At 53.4% G+C, this 20,444-nt stretch carries 17 protein-coding genes; 14 read left to right on the top strand and 3 right to left on the bottom strand.

Going from position 1 to position 20,444, the window contains the following annotated elements; genetic code table 11:
* Window positions 1-648 precede the first annotated feature (648 nt).
* The 6 genes from pgaA to OGV94_RS03820 all read left to right on the top strand — a co-directional run bounded on the left by pgaA (window position 649) and on the right by OGV94_RS03820 (window position 7,572).
* Window positions 649-3,111 carry a poly-beta-1,6 N-acetyl-D-glucosamine export porin PgaA gene (pgaA, locus tag OGV94_RS03845; RefSeq protein ID WP_286522629.1) on the top strand — a complete coding sequence of 821 codons (2,463 nt, stop codon included), beginning with the start codon at window positions 649-651 and terminating at the stop codon, window positions 3,109-3,111.
* 9 nt (window positions 3,112-3,120) lie between these two features.
* A complete protein-coding gene (gene pgaB, locus OGV94_RS03840) occupies window positions 3,121-5,142 on the top strand; it encodes a poly-beta-1,6-N-acetyl-D-glucosamine N-deacetylase PgaB (protein ID WP_043017463.1) in 2,022 nt (673 codons plus the stop codon).
* Complete coding sequence (gene pgaC / locus OGV94_RS03835; RefSeq protein ID WP_043017462.1) at window positions 5,139-6,473, top strand: poly-beta-1,6-N-acetyl-D-glucosamine synthase; 1,335 nt, start codon at window positions 5,139-5,141, stop codon at window positions 6,471-6,473. Before pgaB ends, pgaC begins: the two co-directional genes overlap by 4 nt.
* A complete protein-coding gene (pgaD, locus tag OGV94_RS03830; RefSeq protein WP_043017461.1) occupies window positions 6,470-6,976 on the top strand; it encodes a poly-beta-1,6-N-acetyl-D-glucosamine biosynthesis protein PgaD in 507 nt (168 codons plus the stop codon). Before pgaC ends, pgaD begins: the two co-directional genes overlap by 4 nt.
* Before the next feature lie 81 nt (window positions 6,977-7,057).
* Window positions 7,058-7,288 (top strand): 4Fe-4S mono-cluster protein YjdI, encoded by a 231-nt coding sequence (gene yjdI / locus OGV94_RS03825; protein ID WP_047413384.1) that lies wholly within the window; start codon window positions 7,058-7,060, stop codon window positions 7,286-7,288.
* Window positions 7,289-7,299: 11 nt separating this feature from the next.
* Entirely contained in the window at window positions 7,300-7,572 is a 273-nt protein-coding gene (locus tag OGV94_RS03820; protein ID WP_003033869.1) for a GNAT family N-acetyltransferase, read from the top strand.
* Between the two features lie 42 nt (window positions 7,573-7,614).
* Here the strand turns inward: OGV94_RS03820 and OGV94_RS03815 are convergent, their stop codons facing one another.
* Window positions 7,615-8,544, bottom strand: a complete 930-nt coding sequence (locus tag OGV94_RS03815) for a LysR substrate-binding domain-containing protein (RefSeq protein ID WP_043017460.1) — start codon at window positions 8,542-8,544, stop codon at window positions 7,615-7,617.
* A 391-nt stretch (window positions 8,545-8,935) separates the two neighbouring features.
* Here OGV94_RS03815 and OGV94_RS03810 point away from each other — a divergent pair, with 391 nt between their 5' ends.
* The 7 genes from OGV94_RS03810 (at window position 8,936) to OGV94_RS03780 (ending at window position 17,439) form a co-directional block, all read left to right on the top strand.
* Window positions 8,936-9,541 (top strand): ankyrin repeat domain-containing protein, encoded by a 606-nt coding sequence (locus OGV94_RS03810; RefSeq protein ID WP_286522627.1) that lies wholly within the window; start codon window positions 8,936-8,938, stop codon window positions 9,539-9,541.
* Between the two features lie 93 nt (window positions 9,542-9,634).
* Entirely contained in the window at window positions 9,635-10,456 is an 822-nt protein-coding gene (locus OGV94_RS03805) for an oxamate carbamoyltransferase subunit AllH family protein (RefSeq protein WP_075145668.1), read from the top strand.
* Window positions 10,434-11,981, top strand: a complete 1,548-nt coding sequence (fdrA, locus tag OGV94_RS03800; protein ID WP_286522625.1) for an acyl-CoA synthetase FdrA — start codon at window positions 10,434-10,436, stop codon at window positions 11,979-11,981. The genes OGV94_RS03805 and fdrA overlap by 23 nt, the downstream gene beginning before the upstream one ends.
* Complete coding sequence (locus tag OGV94_RS03795) at window positions 11,981-13,399, top strand: YlbE family protein (protein WP_047408946.1); 1,419 nt, start codon at window positions 11,981-11,983, stop codon at window positions 13,397-13,399. Before fdrA ends, OGV94_RS03795 begins: the two co-directional genes overlap by 1 nt.
* A 117-nt stretch (window positions 13,400-13,516) precedes the next feature.
* Complete coding sequence (locus OGV94_RS03790) at window positions 13,517-15,067, top strand: hypothetical protein (protein WP_047408949.1); 1,551 nt, start codon at window positions 13,517-13,519, stop codon at window positions 15,065-15,067.
* Between the two features lie 26 nt (window positions 15,068-15,093).
* Window positions 15,094-16,044, top strand: a complete 951-nt coding sequence (locus OGV94_RS03785) for a carbamate kinase family protein (RefSeq protein WP_047408952.1) — start codon at window positions 15,094-15,096, stop codon at window positions 16,042-16,044.
* A 12-nt stretch (window positions 16,045-16,056) separates the two neighbouring features.
* Window positions 16,057-17,439: an amidohydrolase family protein gene (locus tag OGV94_RS03780; RefSeq protein WP_199994610.1), complete on the top strand. Its 1,383-nt coding sequence runs from the start codon at window positions 16,057-16,059 to the stop codon at window positions 17,437-17,439.
* A gap of 45 nt (window positions 17,440-17,484) precedes the next feature.
* On the opposite strand, the gene OGV94_RS03775 is transcribed toward OGV94_RS03780, so the two are convergent.
* Window positions 17,485-18,399 (bottom strand): nickel/cobalt efflux protein RcnA, encoded by a 915-nt coding sequence (locus tag OGV94_RS03775; protein ID WP_286522622.1) that lies wholly within the window; start codon window positions 18,397-18,399, stop codon window positions 17,485-17,487.
* A 120-nt stretch (window positions 18,400-18,519) separates the two neighbouring features.
* Between OGV94_RS03775 and rcnR the strand changes: the two genes are divergently transcribed.
* The gene (rcnR, locus tag OGV94_RS03770) at window positions 18,520-18,792 is read left to right on the top strand and encodes a Ni(II)/Co(II)-binding transcriptional repressor RcnR (RefSeq protein ID WP_100194805.1); all 273 of its coding nucleotides are present in this window, start codon (window positions 18,520-18,522) and stop codon (window positions 18,790-18,792) included.
* Window positions 18,793-19,312: 520 nt separating this feature from the next.
* Here the strand turns inward: rcnR and OGV94_RS03765 are convergent.
* Entirely contained in the window at window positions 19,313-20,338 is a 1,026-nt protein-coding gene (locus tag OGV94_RS03765) for an IS110 family RNA-guided transposase (RefSeq protein WP_286522466.1), read from the bottom strand.
* Window positions 20,339-20,444 lie beyond the last annotated feature (106 nt).

Raw genomic sequence — 20,444 nt, 5'->3', positions numbered from 1 at the left:
AGAGCAAAACACAATTTCTTGCGCAGGAATTCTGTCGAATATCAAAATACCAATTATGGTAGGTTTTACTCATGGATTAAAAAACTCGTTTGATTTCATTGAATTTTTACTGTACCTAATTCTTCTCGCAACTGTATCCTTATTTTCATCTTATTGGTCCTGTTTGAGGACGGAAATTAAGTTATATTACGTATATTGTTATCTTTATTCTTAGCAGAGTGCACATATCAGATTTTTCTCTATCCATCTCGCAAAATAGTTACCATGCAAACAGTTGCGCGGTGTAGCTATGCTAACCAGCAATAGTTATCAGCAGCACAAGGTTTCGTCATGCAAACTTAATCTAAATCCAGAATTCAATCCCAAGAGTATTAGGATAATTTGGTCTAAAATACTTTTTTTGTCTAAGAGTTTTCTTATCGCATAGCCACGAACTACGCTGAGTGATAAAATTTTTGAGTTTACGCCTCCTTTCCAACGATTAGAGGACGAGGCTCGGGTAGTCAATAAGACGAAAGAATTAATTGCTTCATAACCCTATTACGAAATAAGCGATAGTGCATCTTACATGGTCGGCAACCGTCAGGGATTGACCGTAATCTATTGAAAACGCTTATTTTTACTCTGATGTAAGTTATAAGGGCAGATATGTTAAGTATGCGTCGACATGCCAACTTCATTAAACGTTTTAAGTCTTTAAGCTGTTTATTTACGGCAAGCGTTCTTTTTCCTATGCAAATCTCTGCAGCGGTATCAGATTATGACGCTTTGGTTATTGAAGCGCGAAGTGGTAATAGTGCGCCGTTATTGCGTTATCTTGAGGATCAGGGAAAGCAAAGCGCGCTATCGCCAAATCAGGTTGCCGACTGGCTGCAAGTTTCCAGTTGGGTTGAGAACAACGATAAAACCACCATTGCAATCTGGCAGCGCTATCGTGGGCAGATGGAAGTGCCTGCGCGCGGCAAAGTCGCCGCTGCTCGTGCGTACCGTAACCAGAAAAACTGGAATGATTCATTGGCGGTATGGGAAAGCGTTTTACAGGAAGAACCTGACAACGTTGACGTACGTACCGGCTGGATAATGACATTGGCGGATGCTCGCTACAACCAGCAAGCCCTTACTGAAGCGAATAAATGGGCACAGGCGCATCCGGGCGCAGACTCCGACGCGTTACTTGCCTATGTCTATCATTCCCAGGGGAAAAACTGGGACGCGCTGTTGGTTGCCAGCCAGGCAGATGACGTTGATCCAGATAATAAAAATGCAAAATCCACGCTGCTATCTGCTCTGTCAGCAAACCGCGTTTCCGGGCCCGCTCTAAATATGGCGGAGGTAGTACCTACAGCAGATCCTGTGAAGCGTCGCCTTGAACTTGATGCTGCCGCCGAAATGGTACGTTCCTCCTATACGTCCGCGCGGAATGAAGAAGAACGGTTTATCGTGGCGGATAAAGCCCTGGCCCGTTATGACCAGTTACTGGTTGCCTGGAAGGATGAACCATCCGCGCAGAATGATGTTCGTCGGGCGAGAATTGACCGCATGGGCGCTTTGCTGGTTCGTAAACGTACTTCTGAAGTGATTAATGAATACGAATCGCTGTCTGCAAGCGGCGAAGTGCCAAACTACGCAAAACGCTGGGTAGCATCGGCATGGTTAAGCGAGCGCCAGCCAGAAAAAACCGAAGCGATGCTGATGAGCATCTACTATCCGAACGGACCGATTCCTGTTATGCCGCTCGGCCCAGAGGATCAACAGGATCTGTTCTACGCGCATATCGATAATGAAAACTTTGATGCTGCTAAAAAGCAGGCCGAAAACTTAATCAAAGAGAGTCCGTACCTGCGACGTATCTATGGTTCGCCAACGCCGCAGCCTAACGATAACTGGCTGCTCGCACAGTCGCTGCTGACGCAATATCATATTGCTGCCAATGAATTGCCAGAGGCAGAAAAGCTCGCAGAGCATCTGGCGCGAACAGGCTCAGGTAACCAGGGACTGCGCATATCTTATGCCTCTGTACTTGAAGCGCGTGGCTTGCCACATGCGGCGGAGAAAGAGCTGAAGCTTGCGGAAGTGATTGAGCCAAGCAACCTGGAGCTGGAGCGTCAGCAGGCTTACGTTGCGCTGGATCTCCAGGAGTGGAAGCAAGCCGATGAACTGACGGATGACGTTATCGCCCGTAGCCCGGATGACGAAGCGACGCTGCGCCTCGCGCGTATTCGTGATGTCCACAAAATGTCGGAAGTGCGTATTAGCGGCACGCAGGGGATCTCTTCCGATAGCCCAGTCAGCGGTAAGAATGATTTCAACATCAACACGGCGATTTACTCCCCGCCAATTAACGACAACTGGCGACTGTTTACCGGATTCAACTTTGCTACCGGTGAATTTGAAGAAGGCAAGGGGATCAGCCGCGATCTGGCGGCAGGCGCGGAATGGACTTCCCGTGATTACTGGGCGGAAATGGAAGTGTCTGGCCGAAATTATGGCGATGGTCAGAAGATTGGTGGACGTCTTTCCGGTTGGCATGACTTCAATGACAACTGGCGCGTAGGCGGTTCGGCCGAGCGTTTGTCGCGTAATACGCCACTGCGCGCGCTGCGTAGCGGCGTGTATGCCAACGGCGGCGATATGTTTGTCCGCTGGTATCAAAACGAACGACGTGAATATCAACTGTCGTTCGCCGCATCACATTTCTCAGATGGTAACGATCGCATCGAATACGGACTCAGCGGAAAAGAACGCATGTGGACGACGCCGCGCTTCACTCTGGACTTTACCCCAGGCATCGGCGGGAGCACTAACACCAAAGAGAATGTGCCGTATTACAACCCGAAGAGTGATTTTTCCGTTGTTCCGGGCCTGAGCGCGGAGCAGGTTCTTTACCGCCACTATGACACCGTCTGGACTCAGCAAGGCCTGGCAGGTGTCGGTGGCTACTGGCAGCAAGGCCAGGACGCTGGTGCCATCGTTCAGGTGGGATATGGACAACGGCTCAAATGGAACAACGTCGTAGATGGTGGGGTGATGCTGATTTGGGATAAACGCCCCTACGACGGTAAACGTGAGCGGAATATCTCCCTCGCTTTCGATTTAAATGTCAGGTTTTAAGGATTGTTCATGCTGAAAAGATGCCTGTGGCTTAGCGCATTAATCGCTGGCTGGTTGATGATTACCGCGTGCAGTAGCGCGCACAATACAACGCCTCGCTATGTTCCTCCCGCACAGAGAACGCCGCTGACGGCGGATCATCCGTGGCCGAAAAATAGCTTTCTGGTGCTCGGCTACCACGACGTTGAGGATGGCGCCGCCGACCAGCGCTATCTTTCTGTGCGCACCAGCGCGTTGAGCGACCAAATGGCGTGGCTGCGTGATAATGGCTATAACCCGATCAGCGTGCAGCAAATTTTGGACGCCCATGACGGTAAAATCGTGTTGCCAGAAAAAGCGGTACTGCTCACCTTTGATGACGGATATAGCAGTTTTTATACCCGCGTCTGGCCGCTTCTGAAAGCCTACAACTGGCCTGCGCTTTGGGCTCCGGTAGGGAGTTGGGTTGATGCCCCCGCCAACAAAAAGGTCGATTTTGGCGGACTAATGACGGCGCGAGATAAATTTGCCACCTGGAAAATGGTCGAAGAAATGGGCAAATCGCCGTTGGTGGAAGTCGGTGCGCACACCTGGAACTCGCATTTCGGTGGCGAAGCCAACCCGCAGGGAAGTAAAGAACCGGCGGTGGCGAACCGCCTGTATGATAAGAAGACCGGCGCTTACGAAACGGACGAACAGTACACGCGACGCATAAACGCGGATATCTCTCTTATCACCAATAAGATTAAATCGGTGACCGGGAAATCGCCGCGCGCGTGGGTCTGGCCTTACGGCGCGGCCAACGGCACAACGTTAAACCTGGCTAAAGATCATGGCTATAAGATGGCCTTCACGCTCAACGAAGGGCTGGCGAATGCCGCGTTTCTCGACGATATTCCACGCGTGCTGATCTCTGATAACCCCTCTCTGAAGCGCTTTGCCAGCCAGGTTGCGCAGGTACGTGAACCGCAGACGATGCGCGTGATGCATGTCGATCTGGATTACGTATATGACAAAGATCCGGCCCAGCAGAAGCGAAACATCGACAAGCTTATCCAGCGCGTTTATGACATGCGCATTTCTCATGTCTTCCTGCAGGCCTACGCCGATCCGCAGGGCGACGGGAATATTCGCGAGCTCTATTTCCCCAACCGCTGGCTGCCAATGCGCGCCGACCTCTTTAACTATATCTCCTGGCAGTTACAAACGCGGGCAGGGGTGACGGTGTATGCCTGGATGCCGGTTCTGGCTTTCGATCTCGACGCTTCCATTCCACGCGTAACCGCCTGGGATCCGAAAACGGGCCGTACTACGATCAACCGCGAGAACTATGTTCGTCTGTCTCCCTGGGACAGCGAAGCGCGTAAACGCATCACTGAAATCTATGAAGACCTGGCGAAGCATGCCAGCTTTAAAGGGATTTTGTTCCACGACGATGCTTTCCTGACGGATTTTGAAGATGCGTCACCGGAGGCGGTAGCCGCCTACCGCGCCGCAGGTCTTCCGGGCAGCATTGAGCAAATCCGTAGCAACCCACAGTCGTTTGAGCGCTGGACGCGACTAAAAAGTAAGGTGCTGATCGACTTCACCAAACAGCTGACCCAGGCGGTGCGTAATATTCGCGGTCCGCAGGTGCAAACTGCGCGCAATATTTACGCGATGCCGGTACTGGAGCCGGAGAGTGAAGCCTGGTTTGCGCAGAATCTGAATGATTTCCTCAATACCTATGACTGGACGGCACCGATGGCGATGCCATTCATGGAGCAGATCCCGGCTAATGATGCCAACGCCTGGCTCGACAGATTAGTGAATGCCGTTGCACAAACGCCCGGCGCGCTGGACAAAACCGTGTTTGAACTACAGGCACGAGACTGGCGTAAATCCGGGGACGAGGCTGAAATCAGCGGAAAACAAATAGCCGAATGGATGCGCCAACTGAAATTAAGCGGTGCAGGTAACTACGGCTATTACCCGGATGATTTCATCAGCGACAAACCTGAGATGTCAGAGATTCGCTCGACGTTCTCCTCATACTGGTACCCGCAAAAATGACAGATCGCATTATTGCTTTCCTGATACTTTGCCTGATGTTCAGCCTGCCGTTTGGCGTGGCTGTCGTCTTTACAGGTGAAGTGATGTTGAACTTTGTCTTCTTCTGGCCCTTATTCATGTCAGCATTGTGGATAAGCGGCGGGGTCTATTTCTGGTTTTACCGTGAACGCCACTGGAAATGGGGAGATGACACGCCGCCGCCGACGCTACAGGGAAATCCGCTGGTTTCCATTTTGATCCCTTGTTTTAACGAAGGGATCAATGCGCGTGAAACCATTGAGGCCGCGCTGGCGCAGCGATATAAGAACATCGAAGTGATTGCCATCAACGATGGTTCAACGGATGATACCCACGACGTGCTGGAACAACTGGCTGTGGAATACCCCAGTCTGCGGGTGATTCATCTGGCTGAAAACCAGGGCAAAGCGCTGGCGCTTAAGACCGGGGCAGCCGCGGCGCGCAGTGATTACCTGGTGTGTATTGATGGCGATGCGTTATTGGACCGTGATGCCGTTGCCTATATTGTGGCTCCGCTTATCCAGTTCCCGCGCGTCGGTGCAGTGACCGGGAATCCACGTATTCGAACCCGCTCCACCTTAATCGGTCGGGTGCAGGTCGGTGAGTTTTCTTCCATTATCGGCTTGATTAAGCGTACACAGCGAGTCTATGGGCAGATCTTTACCGTTTCTGGCGTGGTTGCGGCGTTTCGTCGTCGCGCGCTGGCCGAGGTCGGTTACTGGAGCCCGGACATGATCACCGAAGACATCGACATCAGTTGGAAGCTGCAATTGCGCCACTGGTCAGTATTCTTTGAGCCGCGAGCACTGTGCTGGATCTTAATGCCTGAAACGTTAAGAGGGCTGTGGAAGCAGCGTCTGCGCTGGGCTCAGGGGGGAGCAGAGGTGTTTATCGTTAACATGCGCCGCCTGTGGTCGTGGGAGTTCCGCCGCATGTGGCCGCTGTTTCTTGAGTTCTGTTTTTCTACCGCCTGGTCGTTTGCCTATGCTGTCAGTATCGTGTTGTTCCTGTTAGGGCTGATGATCCCGATGCCGGACTCGCTGTATGTACAACATCTGTTCCCGCCGGCCTTTACCGGACTTATCCTCGGCGTGGTGTGCTTGCTGCAGTTTGCGGTGAGCCTGATGATTGAGCGGCGCTACGAAAAAGGCATTGGCGCGTCGTTGTTCTGGATTATCTGGTTTCCGGTGGTGTACTGGATGCTAAGCCTGTTCACCACGCTGGTCGCTTTCCCGAAAGTCATGCTCAAACGCAAACGCGGCAGGGCGCGTTGGGTGAGTCCCGACCGTGGAATTGGGAGGATCGAATCATGAGCCAGCCACTGATCTTTACGGAGCGGCGTTTGTTGCCGCGCATTATTGACGTGCTGTTGACGGTCATCGCCTGGGTTGGATTTATCTATTTGATCTATAAAGGGCTGATCGCGGCTCTGGCGCACTCACCTTATATGGGCGTGCGACCCTTTTTCACCACGCTGGATACGGTCACGTTTTACATCCTTGTCGCGCTGGTCAACGGACTGGTGCTGATAAGCTGGGCGAAGTACAACCAGTATCGTTTTCGTGTAGAACGCCGCAGCCGCAGGCCCGGACTGGAAGACCATGAGCTGGCGGAAAGTTTACGCATTACCCGGGAACTGGTTACAGAACTCAACAAAGCGCGGGTGCTGACGGTCCACCATCATGAGAATGGTGAAATCAGTCATATCGATGTGGACAGGGATATCGCCGATAACCGCCTGCCGCCGCCGACGCCTGCGATGCTGGAGTATTTGCCGCCAGAGCCGCAGCCGTCGATGCAGAAAAGGTCTGAGTGATATTTCTGGTGCCAACTGCTTTCTTCGGCCTCGCACAGGTCTATGATTAGACCCAGACAATAAAAAATGCGAGGCAATGTCGTGGATAAGGAACTACTGGATGCAGGTTACCGGGCCTATACCGGCGAGAAGATTGATGTCTACTTCAATACGGCGATATGTCAGCATTCGGGCAACTGTGTGCGGGGAAGCGCTAAGCTGTTTAATCTGAAGCGTAAACCGTGGATCATTCCGGATGAAGTGGATGTCGCAACGGTCATTAAAGTGATTGATACCTGTCCGAGCGGTGCGCTGAAATATCGCCAGAAATGAGTGAGGGGACCATGGAAATTCTTGCAGGCCACAATAAGTTTTATGTTAACGATGCTGAAGGCAATCAGGTTGCCGAGATTGTCTTCGTGCCGACGGGTGAGCATCTCAGCATTATTGAACATACCGATGTCGATCCCAGCCTGAAAGGTCAGGGCGTTGGTAAACAGCTGGTGGCGAAGGTGGTGGAGAAAATGCGTGCCGAAAACCGCAAAGTTATTCCGCTGTGCCCGTTTGCCAAACATGAGTTTGATAAAACCCGTGAGTACGACGATATTCGCGCCTGAAAAGATTAAGTACCCCGGATGGCATAACCGCCGTCCGGGGCATCACTCCCGATGCAGCAAATCCTGATAAATTCCCGTCAACACCCCTTGTGGGCCAAACTCCTTTTTAATCCACTGTGTTACCCGACCGGTTGCTGAATGCTGGGTTGCCAGCAACATCCGTGAATCCTGACGCGGGTTGTGGATCTTCCGCGTGACCAGCAACGACTTTTCCATCGCCTCGCGCACCATATAGTCCGGCAGAAAACCGATGCCCTCACCCAGGATCTGGCACTGGCATTTGGTATTAAAATCGGGAACCAGGATCGACTCCTGGCCGTGTAACAGCCAACCGACCTTTTTGTTGATGGTGTGCGCGGTGTCTTCCACCATGATGTTCGGGTACAGGCGCAACTGGCTCTCAGAAATCGGTTCAGGCATAAAAGCCAGCGGATGATCCGGGGCAATCGCAAACGACCAGCGGATCGCGCCGATCTCGGTGTAATCAATCCCGCCGCCATCCAGTAAAGTATCCGGCGCGCCGATAGCGATGTTGGCAAGGTTGTTGATGATCGAATCCCAGACGCCGTTATACACCTCGGTGGTGACGGTTATCTGGCAGGTAGGGAACTGTTTCTTGAGTACCTGCAGCAGTCGCGCCGTGTGTTGAGGGGTATATAACAGCTGGTTAATACAGATACGTACCCGGGCTTCAATACCCTGAGCAATGGTATCAATGCTGCGCTTGATGGCGTGGAAATCGTTGAGCAGGTCGGTGGCCTTGCGAAACAGATAGCGACCAGATTCGGTCAACTCAATGCTACGGGTGCTACGCGTAAACAGCACCACATCAAGCCCCAGCTCCATGCGCTTAATGGTGTAACTAATTGCCGATGTGGTTAAGCCAAGTTCTTCAGCCGCTTTGCTAAAGCTGCTATAGCGGGCAGCCATGGTAAATGCCAGCAGGTTTTCCTCGGTAAAAATTGAATTCATCTTTCTCCCCTCCGGCGGCAAACGCGTATCCGCGATGCGATGATTGTTGAATGTATTTGTAATCCTTATACAGAGCAATCAGTTTTGAACAGAATTTAACACTAGTTTTACATTTGATTTGAAGGCAATCACACTTCTGTATATTAATTGCAGGCCGCTATCCGTGCAGCATCGCGCCTGATTTTCCTGACTATTGATTAATGGCAAAAAGCAGCTCTGTCATAAGGAAAAGATTGCACTACAGCACGTTTTGTTCTCATTGTTAAATATAATTCAATAATCGACACGCTTACGATGAATGAATTTTAAGCGGATATTATTCTCTGCGCTCTGTTGCTATTCTCAGCTTATTGGATATTTAAAAAGTCTAAAAAACTGCAGGAGAGCGATTATGTCAGAGAAAGAACTCATTACTGAATTTCTGCTGGCGGCAGAGCAGGGCAGTGCTGATGGATTAAAATCCTGCCTGGCAAAAAGTGTGGATATTAATGCCACTAACCGCCAGGGACGCACCGCCATTATTATTGCCAGCCTGAATAAGCATTATGACTGTGTTTCTTTATTGATTGCCGCTGGTGCCGATATTAATAAACAGGATCAAACCTGTTTTAATCCATTCCTGATTAGCTGTCTGACTAATGATTTAACGTTGCTGCGTATCGTATTGCCGGCCAACCCCGATCTCAATTGCCTGAGCCGGTTTGGCGGCGTTGGTATTACGCCTGCCAGCGAAAAAGGCCATGTCGAGATCGTCCGCGAACTACTGCTGCGTACCAATATCAATGTTAACCATACCAACTTTGTCGGCTGGACGCCGTTACTGGAAGCCATCGTGCTTAATGACGGCGGCGCGAAGCAGCAAGAAATCGTTAAGCTGCTGCTCGACCATGGCGCAAACCCGCACATGACGGATAAATACGGTAAAACCCCGCTGGAACTGGCGCGGGAGAAAGGGTATCACGAGATTGCCGAACTGCTGATTGCGGCCGGAGCCTGACAGAGGAGCGCCACTATCGCTACGCCATCACGGCGATGCGTACAGGCGCTAACCGCAGACGGCGCGTTTCTCGCTTTCCGGGGAACGGGACGGGTGGAACAGGTTTTTTCCCGCGCGGTAAACCTGTTAATACCCGAACAGCAGCGACTGCTGACGTTACTGAGTGAAGGTTGTGATAACGCGCCTAACAGCTGTCGGCTGGCGCTGACGCATTGTGAAGAGCTGTTTTACCCCGGTGAGTGGGTCAGTTTTACCCGGTCGGGGATAGCGGTTGGCAACGATAAATGGATAGAAACCTCCGGGTGCCTGCCGTGGCGCATACCACGCTGGACGCCAGATGCAGTAAGCCTTGCCGCAATCCGCTGGCTGTGCTGGGAAGAGCTTATCCGCCAACAGCTAAGAAGCGATGACTCATTATTTTTGTACCAGGGAGATAACCCGTTTTATCAGGAAATCACCCGTCAATTACTCAACCGCCGACAAACTTTACTGGCGGCGTTACATACAGGAGAAAATATCTCTACAGCGGTCAGCCATTTAATTGGTCTGGGGATTGGTCTGACGCCCTCATCGGATGATTATTTAGTGGGCTTAAGCACCATTCTATTTATTCCCGGGCATCCGCTGGGGAAATATCGTGAAGATTTTTTAGTTGCCTTACAACGTGCCGGAAATAATACAACGTTACTCAGCAAAATAACGCTGGAGGAAGCCTTTCATCAACGTTATCGGGAAAGCGTCGGACGGCTGCTGAACCATATTATTACTGAGCAACAACCCGTTTCTACGCAATATATTACTGACATTAAAAATATCGGCTCAAGTTCTGGCTGCGACATGCTGTATGGCATGGCGGATGCCTGCGCCCTGAGCCACAGGTCCGGAGGGAATTATGTCGATCAGGATAGTTGTTAAAAAGAACACGTATTTTGATTCTGTCTCACTGATGTCTATTTCCACACGCGCAAATAAGCTCGATGGCGTTGAGCAGGCGTTCGTGGCTATGGCGACAGAAATGAATAAGGGCGTACTGAAGAATCTCGGCCTGCTGACGTCTGAACTTGAAGAGGCGAAAAGTGGCGACCTGATGATTGTCATTAAAGGCGTCAGCGAGGCGGCGAATGACCAGACGCTGATGGCGATTGACGATCTGTTTACGCATAAAGAGCAGGGCGGTCAGCATGAAGCGCGCTATGCCACGCTGGCCAGCGCGAAGAAGCACGTCGCTGACAGCAATCTGGCGGTGATCTCGGTCAATGGCCTGTTTGCCGCGCGTGAGGCGCGTCAGGCGCTGCAAAATAACCTCAATGTGATGTTGTTCTCTGACAACGTCTCTCTTGAAGACGAACTGGCGCTTAAGCAGTTGGCGCATGAAAAAGGGCTGTTGATGATGGGGCCAGATTGCGGAACCGCCATTATCAACGGCGCGGCGCTGTGTTTTGGCAACGCGGTGCGTCGCGGCAACATCGGGATTGTTGGTGCGTCCGGTACCGGTAGCCAGGAACTGAGCGTACGTATTCACGAGTTTGGCGGCGGGATTTCCCAACTGATTGGCACCGGTGGGCGCGATCTGAGCGAAAAGATTGGTGGCCTGATGATGCTTGACGCGATTGGCATGCTGGAGGCCGATCCGCAAACTGAGATCATCGCACTTATTTCCAAACCTCCCGCGACCGCGGTGGCGCGCAAGGTGCTGGAACGTGCGCGCGCCTGTCATAAGCCCGTTGTGGTGTGTTTCCTCGGCCGTGAAGCCGCGCCTGCAGATGAAAAAGGTCTGCAGTTTGCACGCGGAACTAAAGAGGCGGCATTGAAAGCGGTATTGCTGACCGGCGTGAAAAAAGAGAGCCTGGATCTCCATCCGCTCAACTGGCCGCTGATTGAAGAGGTTCGCGCCCGCCTCACCCCGCAGCAAAAGTACATCCGTGGCTTATTCTGCGGCGGCACGTTGTGCGATGAGGCGATGTTTGCCGCCATGGAAAAACATGCCGAAGTTTATAGCAACATTCATCCGGATCCGGCGTTCCGCCTAACGGATCTCAATCGCAGCGTGGCGCATACCTTCCTCGATTTCGGTGATGACGATTTTACCAATGGTAAACCGCACCCGATGATCGATCCGACCAACCGCATTAGTCGTCTGTTGCAGGAAGCGCGCGATCCTGAAGTCGGCGTGATCGTTATGGACTTCGTTCTTGGATTTGGATCGCATGAAGATCCGGTTGGCGTGATGCTTGAGGCGATCGTTGAAGCCAAAGCGATCGCCGCCGCAGAGGGGCGTCCGCTTGAGATCCTCGGCTATGTGCTGGGAACCGATCTTGATACGCCGTCACTGGAAAAACAGTGTCAGATGCTGACCGATGCTGGCGTTATCTGGGCGAGCAGTAGCACCAACACCGGATTGCTGGCGCGTGAATTTATCTGTAAGGGGGAGAAAGCCTGATGAGCCAGACACTGTTTAACCAGCCGCTGAACGTGATTAACGTCGGCATCGCGATGTTCAGCGATGACCTGAAAAAGCAAAACGTACCCGTGACTCAACTCGACTGGACGCCGCCGGGCCAGGGCAACATGCAGGTCGTGGCTGCGCTGGACGACATTGCCGATTCGCCGCTGGCAGACAAAATTGCTGCCGCTAACCAGCAGGCGCTGGAACGCATTATTCAGTCGCATCCGGTGCTGATTGGCTATGACCAGGCGATCAACGTCGTACCGGGCATGACCCGTAACACCATCCTGCACGCCGGGCCGCCAATCCGCTGGGAAAAAATGTGCGGCGCAATGAAGGGCGCGGTAACCGGTGCGCTGGTGTTTGAAGGGCTGGCGAAAGATCTGGATGAAGCCGCCGAACTGGCCGCCTCGGGTGAAATCATCTTCTCACCCTGCCACGAGCATGACTGTGTCGGCTCGATGGCGGGCGTGACCTCGGCATCGATGTTTATGCACATCGTTGAGAACAAAACTTACGGCAACCGCGCATATACCAATATGAGCGAGCAGATGGCGAAGATCCTGCGCATGGGGGCGAACGATCAGAGCGTTATCGAGCGCCTGAACTGGATGCGCGATGTGATGGGACCGATGCTGCGCGACGCCATGAAGCTGGCGGGCGAAATCGATCTGCGTCTGATGCTGGCTCAGGCGCTGCATATGGGCGATGAGTGTCACAACCGCAACAACGCCGGGACGGCGCTGCTGATTCAGGCGCTGACGCCGTGGATTATTCAGACCGGCTATCCGGTTGAGCAACAGCGAGAGGTGTTCGAGTTCGTCCTCAGCAGCGATTACTTCTCCGGACCGACCTGGATGGCGATGTGTAAAGCCGCAATGGACGCCGCACACGGTATCGAATACAGCACCGTGGTGACGACGATGGCGCGTAACGGCGTTGAGTTCGGTCTGCGCATCAGCGGCTTACCGGGTCAGTGGTTTACCGGTCCGGCACAGCAGGTGATTGGTCCGATGTTTGCGGGCTACAAGCCCGAAGATTCCGGGCGCGATATCGGCGACAGTGCGATTACCGAAACCTACGGCATTGGCGGTTTCGCCATGGCGACGGCACCGGCCATCGTGGCGCTGGTGGGCGGTACGGTCGAGGAGGCGGTTGATTTTTCGCGCCAGATGCGTGAAATCACCCTCGGCGAAAACCCCAACGTCACCATTCCATTGCTTGGTTTTATGGGTGTACCGACCGCTATCGATATTACGCGCGTGGGCAGCACCGGCATTCTGCCAGTGATCAACACCGCCATTGCGCACAAAGATGCGGGGATCGGCATGATCGGCGCTGGAATAGTTCACCCGCCGTTCGCCTGTTTTGAAAAGGCGATCCTCAACTGGCGCGACCGCTACTGCCAATAACAATAACCGGGGCTAACGCGGTTAGCCCCACAGTAGCGAAGCGAAAAACGTTGCTTACCTGCAGGGCTGGGCGATCTCCGCGATCGCAAACGATGCTTAACCTGTGAAGGATATTCCATGAACAGCATAAAACTAGAATGGAAACGTGGTGACTGGGCGGCTTACTTTGGGCTGATGACCAACAACCTGACTAACCTGCTGACAATGATGGGGCTGCTCATTTTTGTTGTCGGGATCCCTACCGAAATTGTCTATGGTCGCATTGCGCCAGCCTTTGGTCTGGCGGTGCTGGTGGCCAGCGTCTGCTATGCCTGGTTTGGCCTGCAGATGGCAAAGCACACCGGGCGTAAAGACGTGACGGCGCTGCCGTCCGGACCGAGCGCACCGTCAATCTTTACCGTGACCTTCCTGGTGCTGATGCCGGTTTATCAGCAAACCAAAGATGCCAACTTCGCTATCCAAATCGCGCTGGTGTGGTGTTTTGTTGAAGCGTTGATCCTGGTGGGCGGCTCCTTCCTGGGTGAGACCATCCGCAAGATGATCCCGCGCACGGTACTGCTGTCTTGTCTGTCCGGTCTGGGGTTGCTGCTGCTGGCGATGAACCCGATGCTGCAGGCATTTGAAGCGCCGACCGTCTCTTTCATCGTCCTGTTGCTGATCTTCATTAACTGGTTCGGTAAGAAGCCGATTTTTGCCCGTATTCCTACCGGTTTGCTGCTGCTGATTGCTGGTACGGCCCTGGCGTGGATCTCTGGTTTGCAAAGCCCGGAGGCCATTAAATCGTCGATGGCTTCCTTTGGTTTTAACCCACCGGAAATCCATGTCGACAGCTTCCTGCAAGGTTTGCCGCACGCGCTGCCGTATCTGGCTTCTGCTGTTCCTCTGGGTCTGGCGAACTACATTTTTGACCTCGAGAACATTGAAAGCGCGCATGCGGCGGGGGATGAGTACAACACCCGTAAAGTCATGATGGCGAACGGTTTTGCTTCCATGCTCGGTTGCATGCTCGGCAACCCGTTCCCGGTGACCGTGTATGTTGGGCATGCGGGCTGGAAAGCGATGGGTGCCAGCATCGGTTATACCCTCGCTTCAGGCATCACCATGTTCCTGGTGCCGTTATTTGGGTTAGGAGCGTTTATGCTCGCCATTATTCCGATGACCGCGATAGTGCCGATTCTGGTATTTATCGGTGTGGTGACCGCCAATCAGGTGGTGCGAGAGACGCCCAAAGTCGAGGTTCCCGTTATCTTCATCTGCTTGTTCCCGTGGATTGCTAACTGGGCATTGACCATCGTCAACAGCGTGATGGGGGCCGCCGGAACATCTGCGGGGAAACTGGGGAGCGATCTGCTGCACAGCAAAGGTGTCTATTACGACGGACTGGTGCATCTGGGAAGCGGCGCGCCGCTGGCCAGCATGCTGTGGGGCTGCGTCGCTATCTTCGCCATTATGAATAAGCCGCTGCGCGGGGCGATTGCCGCAGCCTTTGGCGCGCTGTTATCGCTGTTTGGCGTGATCCACTCTCCAGCGGTTGGCTTTGCCGAAGGCAGCTCGATGATGTTTGTTGTGGCCTACCTGATGATGAGTGGCATGTTTGTCCTCAAGCATGTTCTTGATAGCCGTGAAGCGGTGACTGCGCCAGAGCAGGAACCGACGAAAACGACCTGAATCGCCTGCACGCGGAAGATAACACTATGAAAGAACTTGTGGTCGTTGCCATTGGCGGCAACAGCATTATCAAAGATAACGCCAGCCAGTCGATTGAACATCAGGCTGAAGCGGTGAAAGCGGTGGCGGATACGGTGCTGGAGATGTTGGCATCGGACTACAACATTGTGCTGACGCACGGTAACGGGCCGCAGGTTGGGCTGGATCTACGGCGTGCGGAAATCGCACACGAGCGTGAAGGGCTGCCGCTTACCCCGTTGGCAAACTGCGTCGCCGATACGCAGGGCGGCATCGGCTATCTGATCCAACAGGCGCTGAACAACCGACTGGCACGACGCGGCGAGCAGAAGGCGGTCACGGTGGTCACGCAGGTGGAGGTCGACAAAAACGATCCGGGCTTCGCTAACCCCACCAAGCCTATCGGGGCGTTCTTTAGTGAAGCGCAGCGCGATGAACTGCAGCGGGTCAATCCGGGCTGGCGCTTTGTTGAGGATTCAGGACGCGGTTACCGCCGGGTAGTCGCCTCTCCACAACCGAAGCGCATTGTCGAGGCGGAGGCGATCAAAACGCTGACCCAGCAAGGCTTTGTGGTGATTGGCGCGGGCGGTGGCGGCATCCCGGTGGTGCGTAGCGAGCAGGGAGATTACCAGAGCGTGGACGCAGTGATTGATAAAGATCTCTCCACGGCGCTGCTGGCGCAGGAGATCCGCGCTGACATTCTGGTCATCACCACCGGCGTCGAGCAGGTCTGTATTCATTTTGGTAAACCCAACCAGCAGGCGCTGGATACGGTGGATGTCGCAACGATGGCCCGTTACATGCAGGAGGGGCATTTCCCGCCGGGTAGCATGTTACCCAAGATCGTTGCCAGTCTGGCGTTTCTGGAGCGTGGCGGTAGACGAGTGATCATCACCACACCGGAATGCCTGCCTGCTGCACTGCGTGGCGAAACGGGCACCCATATTGTCCATTCCTGAGAGGAAACGTGAATGAAGGAAAGTAACAGCCGCCGTGAATTTTTAAGTCAGAGTGGAAAAATGGTGACAGCTGCCGCGCTGTTTGGCGCAGTGGCTCCGGTCGCGTATGCTGCTAATCCTGTCGGGAACACCTGCGGGTCGAAGAGCACAATGACGATTAACGATAAGCACTATTACCTGGATAACGTCCTGCTGGAAGCCGGGTTTGATTACGAAAACTCGGTGGTGGTGCATACCCGTACCGCGCTACAAACCGTTGAAATCCAGGACGGGAAAATTGTTGCGCTGCGCGAGAATAAGCAGCATCCGGATGCGACGCTGCCGCACTATGATGCGGGAGGAAAGCTGATGCTGCCCGCCATGCGCGACATGCACATCCATCTGGATAAAACCTTTTACGGCGGTCCCTGGCGCTCGCTGAACCGTCCGGCAGGCACTACCATTCAGGATATGATCCGCCTGGAACAAAAGCTGCTGCCTGAACTCCAGCCTTACACACAGGAGCGCGCGGAAAAGCTCATCGATCTGCTGCAGTCAAAAGGCACCTCGATCGCGCGCAGCCACTGTAATATCGAACCGGTTTCCGGGCTGAAAAATCTCGAAAACCTGCAGGCGGTACTGGCGCGTCGCCAACCGGGTTTTGCCTGTGAAATCGTGGCGTTTCCGCAGCATGGCCTGCTGTTATCAAAATCTGAACCGCTGATGCGTGAAGCGATGCAGGCGGGAGCGCATTATGTCGGCGGTCTGGACCCCACCAGCGTCGATGGGGCGATGGAAAAATCCCTCGACACCATGTTCCAGATTGCGCTGGATTACGATAAAGGCGTGGATATCCATTTGCATGAAACCAGCCCGGCGGGCGTGGCGGCAGTGAATTACATGGTGGAGACGGTGGAGAAAACGCCACAGTTAAAGGGCAAACTGACCATCAGCCACGCGTTTGCGCTGGCAACGTTGAACGAACAGCAGGTAGACTCGTTGGCGGGCCGCATGGCGGCACAGCAGATTACCATTGCCTCGACGGTGCCGATCGGTACCTTGCACATGCCGCTCAAGCAACTGCGTGACAAAGGTGTGGAAGTGATTACCGGAACTGACAGCGTGATTGACCACTGGTCGCCGTACGGGCTGGGCGACATGCTGGAAAAGGCAAATCTGTACGCGCAGCTCTATATTCGCCCCAACGAACTCAACCTGTCGCGGGCGTTGTTCCTCGCCACTGGCGATGTGTTGCCGCTCAACGATAAAGGTGAGCGCGTCTGGCCGAAAGCGCAGGATGAAGCCAGCTTTGTGCTGGTGGATGCCTCCTGTTCGGCAGAAGCCGTCGCGCGAATTTCCCCACGCACCGCGACCTTCCATCAAGGGCAACTGGTATGGGGGAATGTCGCAAGCTAATCTGGTTTTACGCGCAGCGGCAATCGCTGCTGCGCTCTTTGCTTGTTAGCCGACAATTCCCAGATAGCCGTGGATCCCCATATACAACCCCACCATGCCAATGAGTGCGCTGGAAAAATAGGGAGCTTTGCGTGCCAGCGTGTTAAATCCGCTCCAGCGTTTGGCCGCCTGTTGCACGCTGATTGCCGCTCCCACGCCCACCGTTACCAGCGTCAGCGCCAGCCCGAGGCTGAAGCACAGTACCATGGTCGCGCCCAGCGTGAAGGCTTTGAGCTGGATGCAAATCAGCAGTACCGTAATGGCGGCAGGGCAGGGGATCAACCCGCCGGTCAGACCAAACAGTAATATCTGGCCGTTCGTGACCTCTTTGTCCGCAAAGCGGCGCTGAATATCGGTGGCATGCGCTCGTTCGTGGGCATCCTGATACTCTTTCGAGCCTTCGGTGAGTCCTGCCAGTGCGGCATGGTCGTGATTATGCTCGTGCTCGTGATGATGATGGTGATGATCGTCATCGTGGTCATCATGATGGTGGTGATGACCGTCATGATCATGGTGATGCTCGTGAGCGTGGTGATGATGCCCATGATCGTGGTCATGATGCGTCTGGGCAAGCCAGTTCTGCTCTCCCTGCCTGGTCCGCCAGAACATCCAGAATGCGGTCCCGAGAATAATAATCGCCGAGACAAACTGCAGCCAGGGCTCGACGGCTTGGGCGGTAAACGCTTTGCTGATATACATGCCGCCTAGCGCAATCAGCCATACCACGGCGGTATGCGACAGCGTTGCCGCCAGCCCCAGCATCACCGCCTGTTTGATGGTTCCCTTAATAGCAATAATAAAGGCCGCCATCATCGTCTTGGAATGCCCTGGTTCCAGCCCGTGTAACACACCCAATAGAATCGCGCTGGGAATGAAAAACCAGGCGTTGCCTTGCTGAAGAAGCGTAGAAAACTCACTCATGAGAATGATTCTTAGTTGTTTAATTTTGCTTGATTCTACTCCCCCCCAGTATTAAATACTACCCCCCAGTAGAATGAGGATGGTATTGTCGCTACAGCCATACGTTAAAAAGGTAAAGCTATGTCACATACGATCCGCGACAGACAAAAGCTGAAAGCCCGAGCCAGCAAGATTCAGGGGCAGGTAGCGGCGTTGAAAACCATGCTGGATGAACCGCATGAATGCGCGGCGGTATTGCAGCAAATAGCGGCGATCCGCGGTGCGGTAAATGGATTAATGCGTGAAGTGATTAAAGGTCATCTAACCGAGCACATTGTGCATCAGGGCGATGAAATTAAGCGCGAAGAGGATTTGGATGTGATCCTGAAAGTGCTGGATTCGTACATCAAATAAGTCAGTTTAACGGCTCATCCACGTTCAATACCGTCCAGTTAAGCATGTAGGGTGAACATGTGATTCTTTCTCAGGGTTCCGTTCACCTCAGCAGTGTTATTTTTCTGAAGCATTGATACCCGTGAACGTGTAAAGGGCGTTCTTCGCCACGCCCTTTACAATCCCGGCTCCCGGCGGGAAAATTGCCGCTCCGCGGTCCCCTCCGCTTATTCCTCCAGGCTACCGGGTCGGGCGCGAGGTAGCATATATGGACGCTCCCGGGATGCAATTTATTTTTCAGTTAAGTGATAAAACGGGTAGATGCAGCCATATATCCGGTTTCTGATGGGATTTATTTATCCCGAACCATGATGAAATCCGCCAGGCAGGTACCAATCATCCTCTGCGGGCTGACTTGCCCTTGCTACCTCTCGGTGTATCCTGCCTGCGGTCTTACCTGTTTTGCCATCTTCTGAAGTCACCTGCACCTACCAGGACGTTAACTCTTTTTCAGCACCTCGTCAGACTGTCTGACCTTGTGTCAGGCGGGCTGGCGAGGCTGATATTCCGTGTTACGTGTCAACATTGACCACATAATTCTTGATGTTTTTGCCGCCATGGCGACAACAGCTACATTGTAGTGCTTTCGCTCAAGCAATCCCTGAAGCCAGGTGTTCTCCTCAACTGAGCCTTTCCGGTTGACCCAGGCGGTAAGTGCGCGTGCGCCGTGAACCAGGAGGTATCGGAAATAGCCATCGCCACGTTTGCTGATCCCTCCCAGTTGCTGTTTCCCGCCGCTGGAATGCTCCTTTGGTGTCAGCCCCAGCCATGAAGCAAACTGCTTTGCGGTGCTGAATTGTCGGGCATTACCCACTGCTGCCACCACATAAGTGGCCGTTAGCATGCCAACCCCCGGGATTTTGGCCATTCTCTTGCAGGCTTCCTGCGTTCTGTACCAGGAGGCCAGAGATTCTTCTACCTGTTTAACCTGCTCCTCAAGTTCCCGGATATGGTGAGCCTGTCTGTAGATGCTGGTTCTGACAAAGGGAGATAAACCATTTTCGCCGTCTTCCAGAATGGCTGGCAGCTCACGGGTTAAATGGCTTTGTCCGGCTGCAATCGTAATACCAAACTCAGCAAGTGTGGCTCTTAAACTATTGGAACAGGCGATCCGCTCACGGATAAGTATTCCCCGTTCAGTGTGTAACGCTAAAACGGCCTGCTGCTCTTCGGTTTTTATCTGTACAAAACGCATATTCGGGCGGGTTACCGCTTCGCAGATAGCTTCAGCATCTGCTGCATCCGTCTTGTTCGTTTTGACATAGGGCTTCACATATTGCGGAGGAATGAGTTTTACCTCATGGCCGTGGCGACTGAATAACCGTGCAAAATGATGGCTGGATGAACAGGCTTCCATGCCCATCAGGCAAGGTTCCAGTTGAATGACAAACTGAACGAACTTAGCCCGGGTCAGCTTCTTACGCAAAACAGTATGACCTTCGTGATCGACACCATGAAGCTGGAAAACGTTCTTTGCCAGGTCGATACCAAGAGTTGATACTTTCATGTGGACGCTCCTCATTTTCAGGACGTATTGCAACGATCCAGTCTGGTACTTTGATGCCGCAAAATCTGGAGCGTCCATCTCATTATCCCTGCAAAGCGCGCCCTGA

This window comes from Citrobacter sp. Ce006, assembly GCF_030336535.1.
Taxonomy (GTDB): domain Bacteria; phylum Pseudomonadota; class Gammaproteobacteria; order Enterobacterales; family Enterobacteriaceae; genus Citrobacter; species Citrobacter europaeus.
This window is presented reverse-complemented; position numbering and strand designations above follow the sequence as displayed.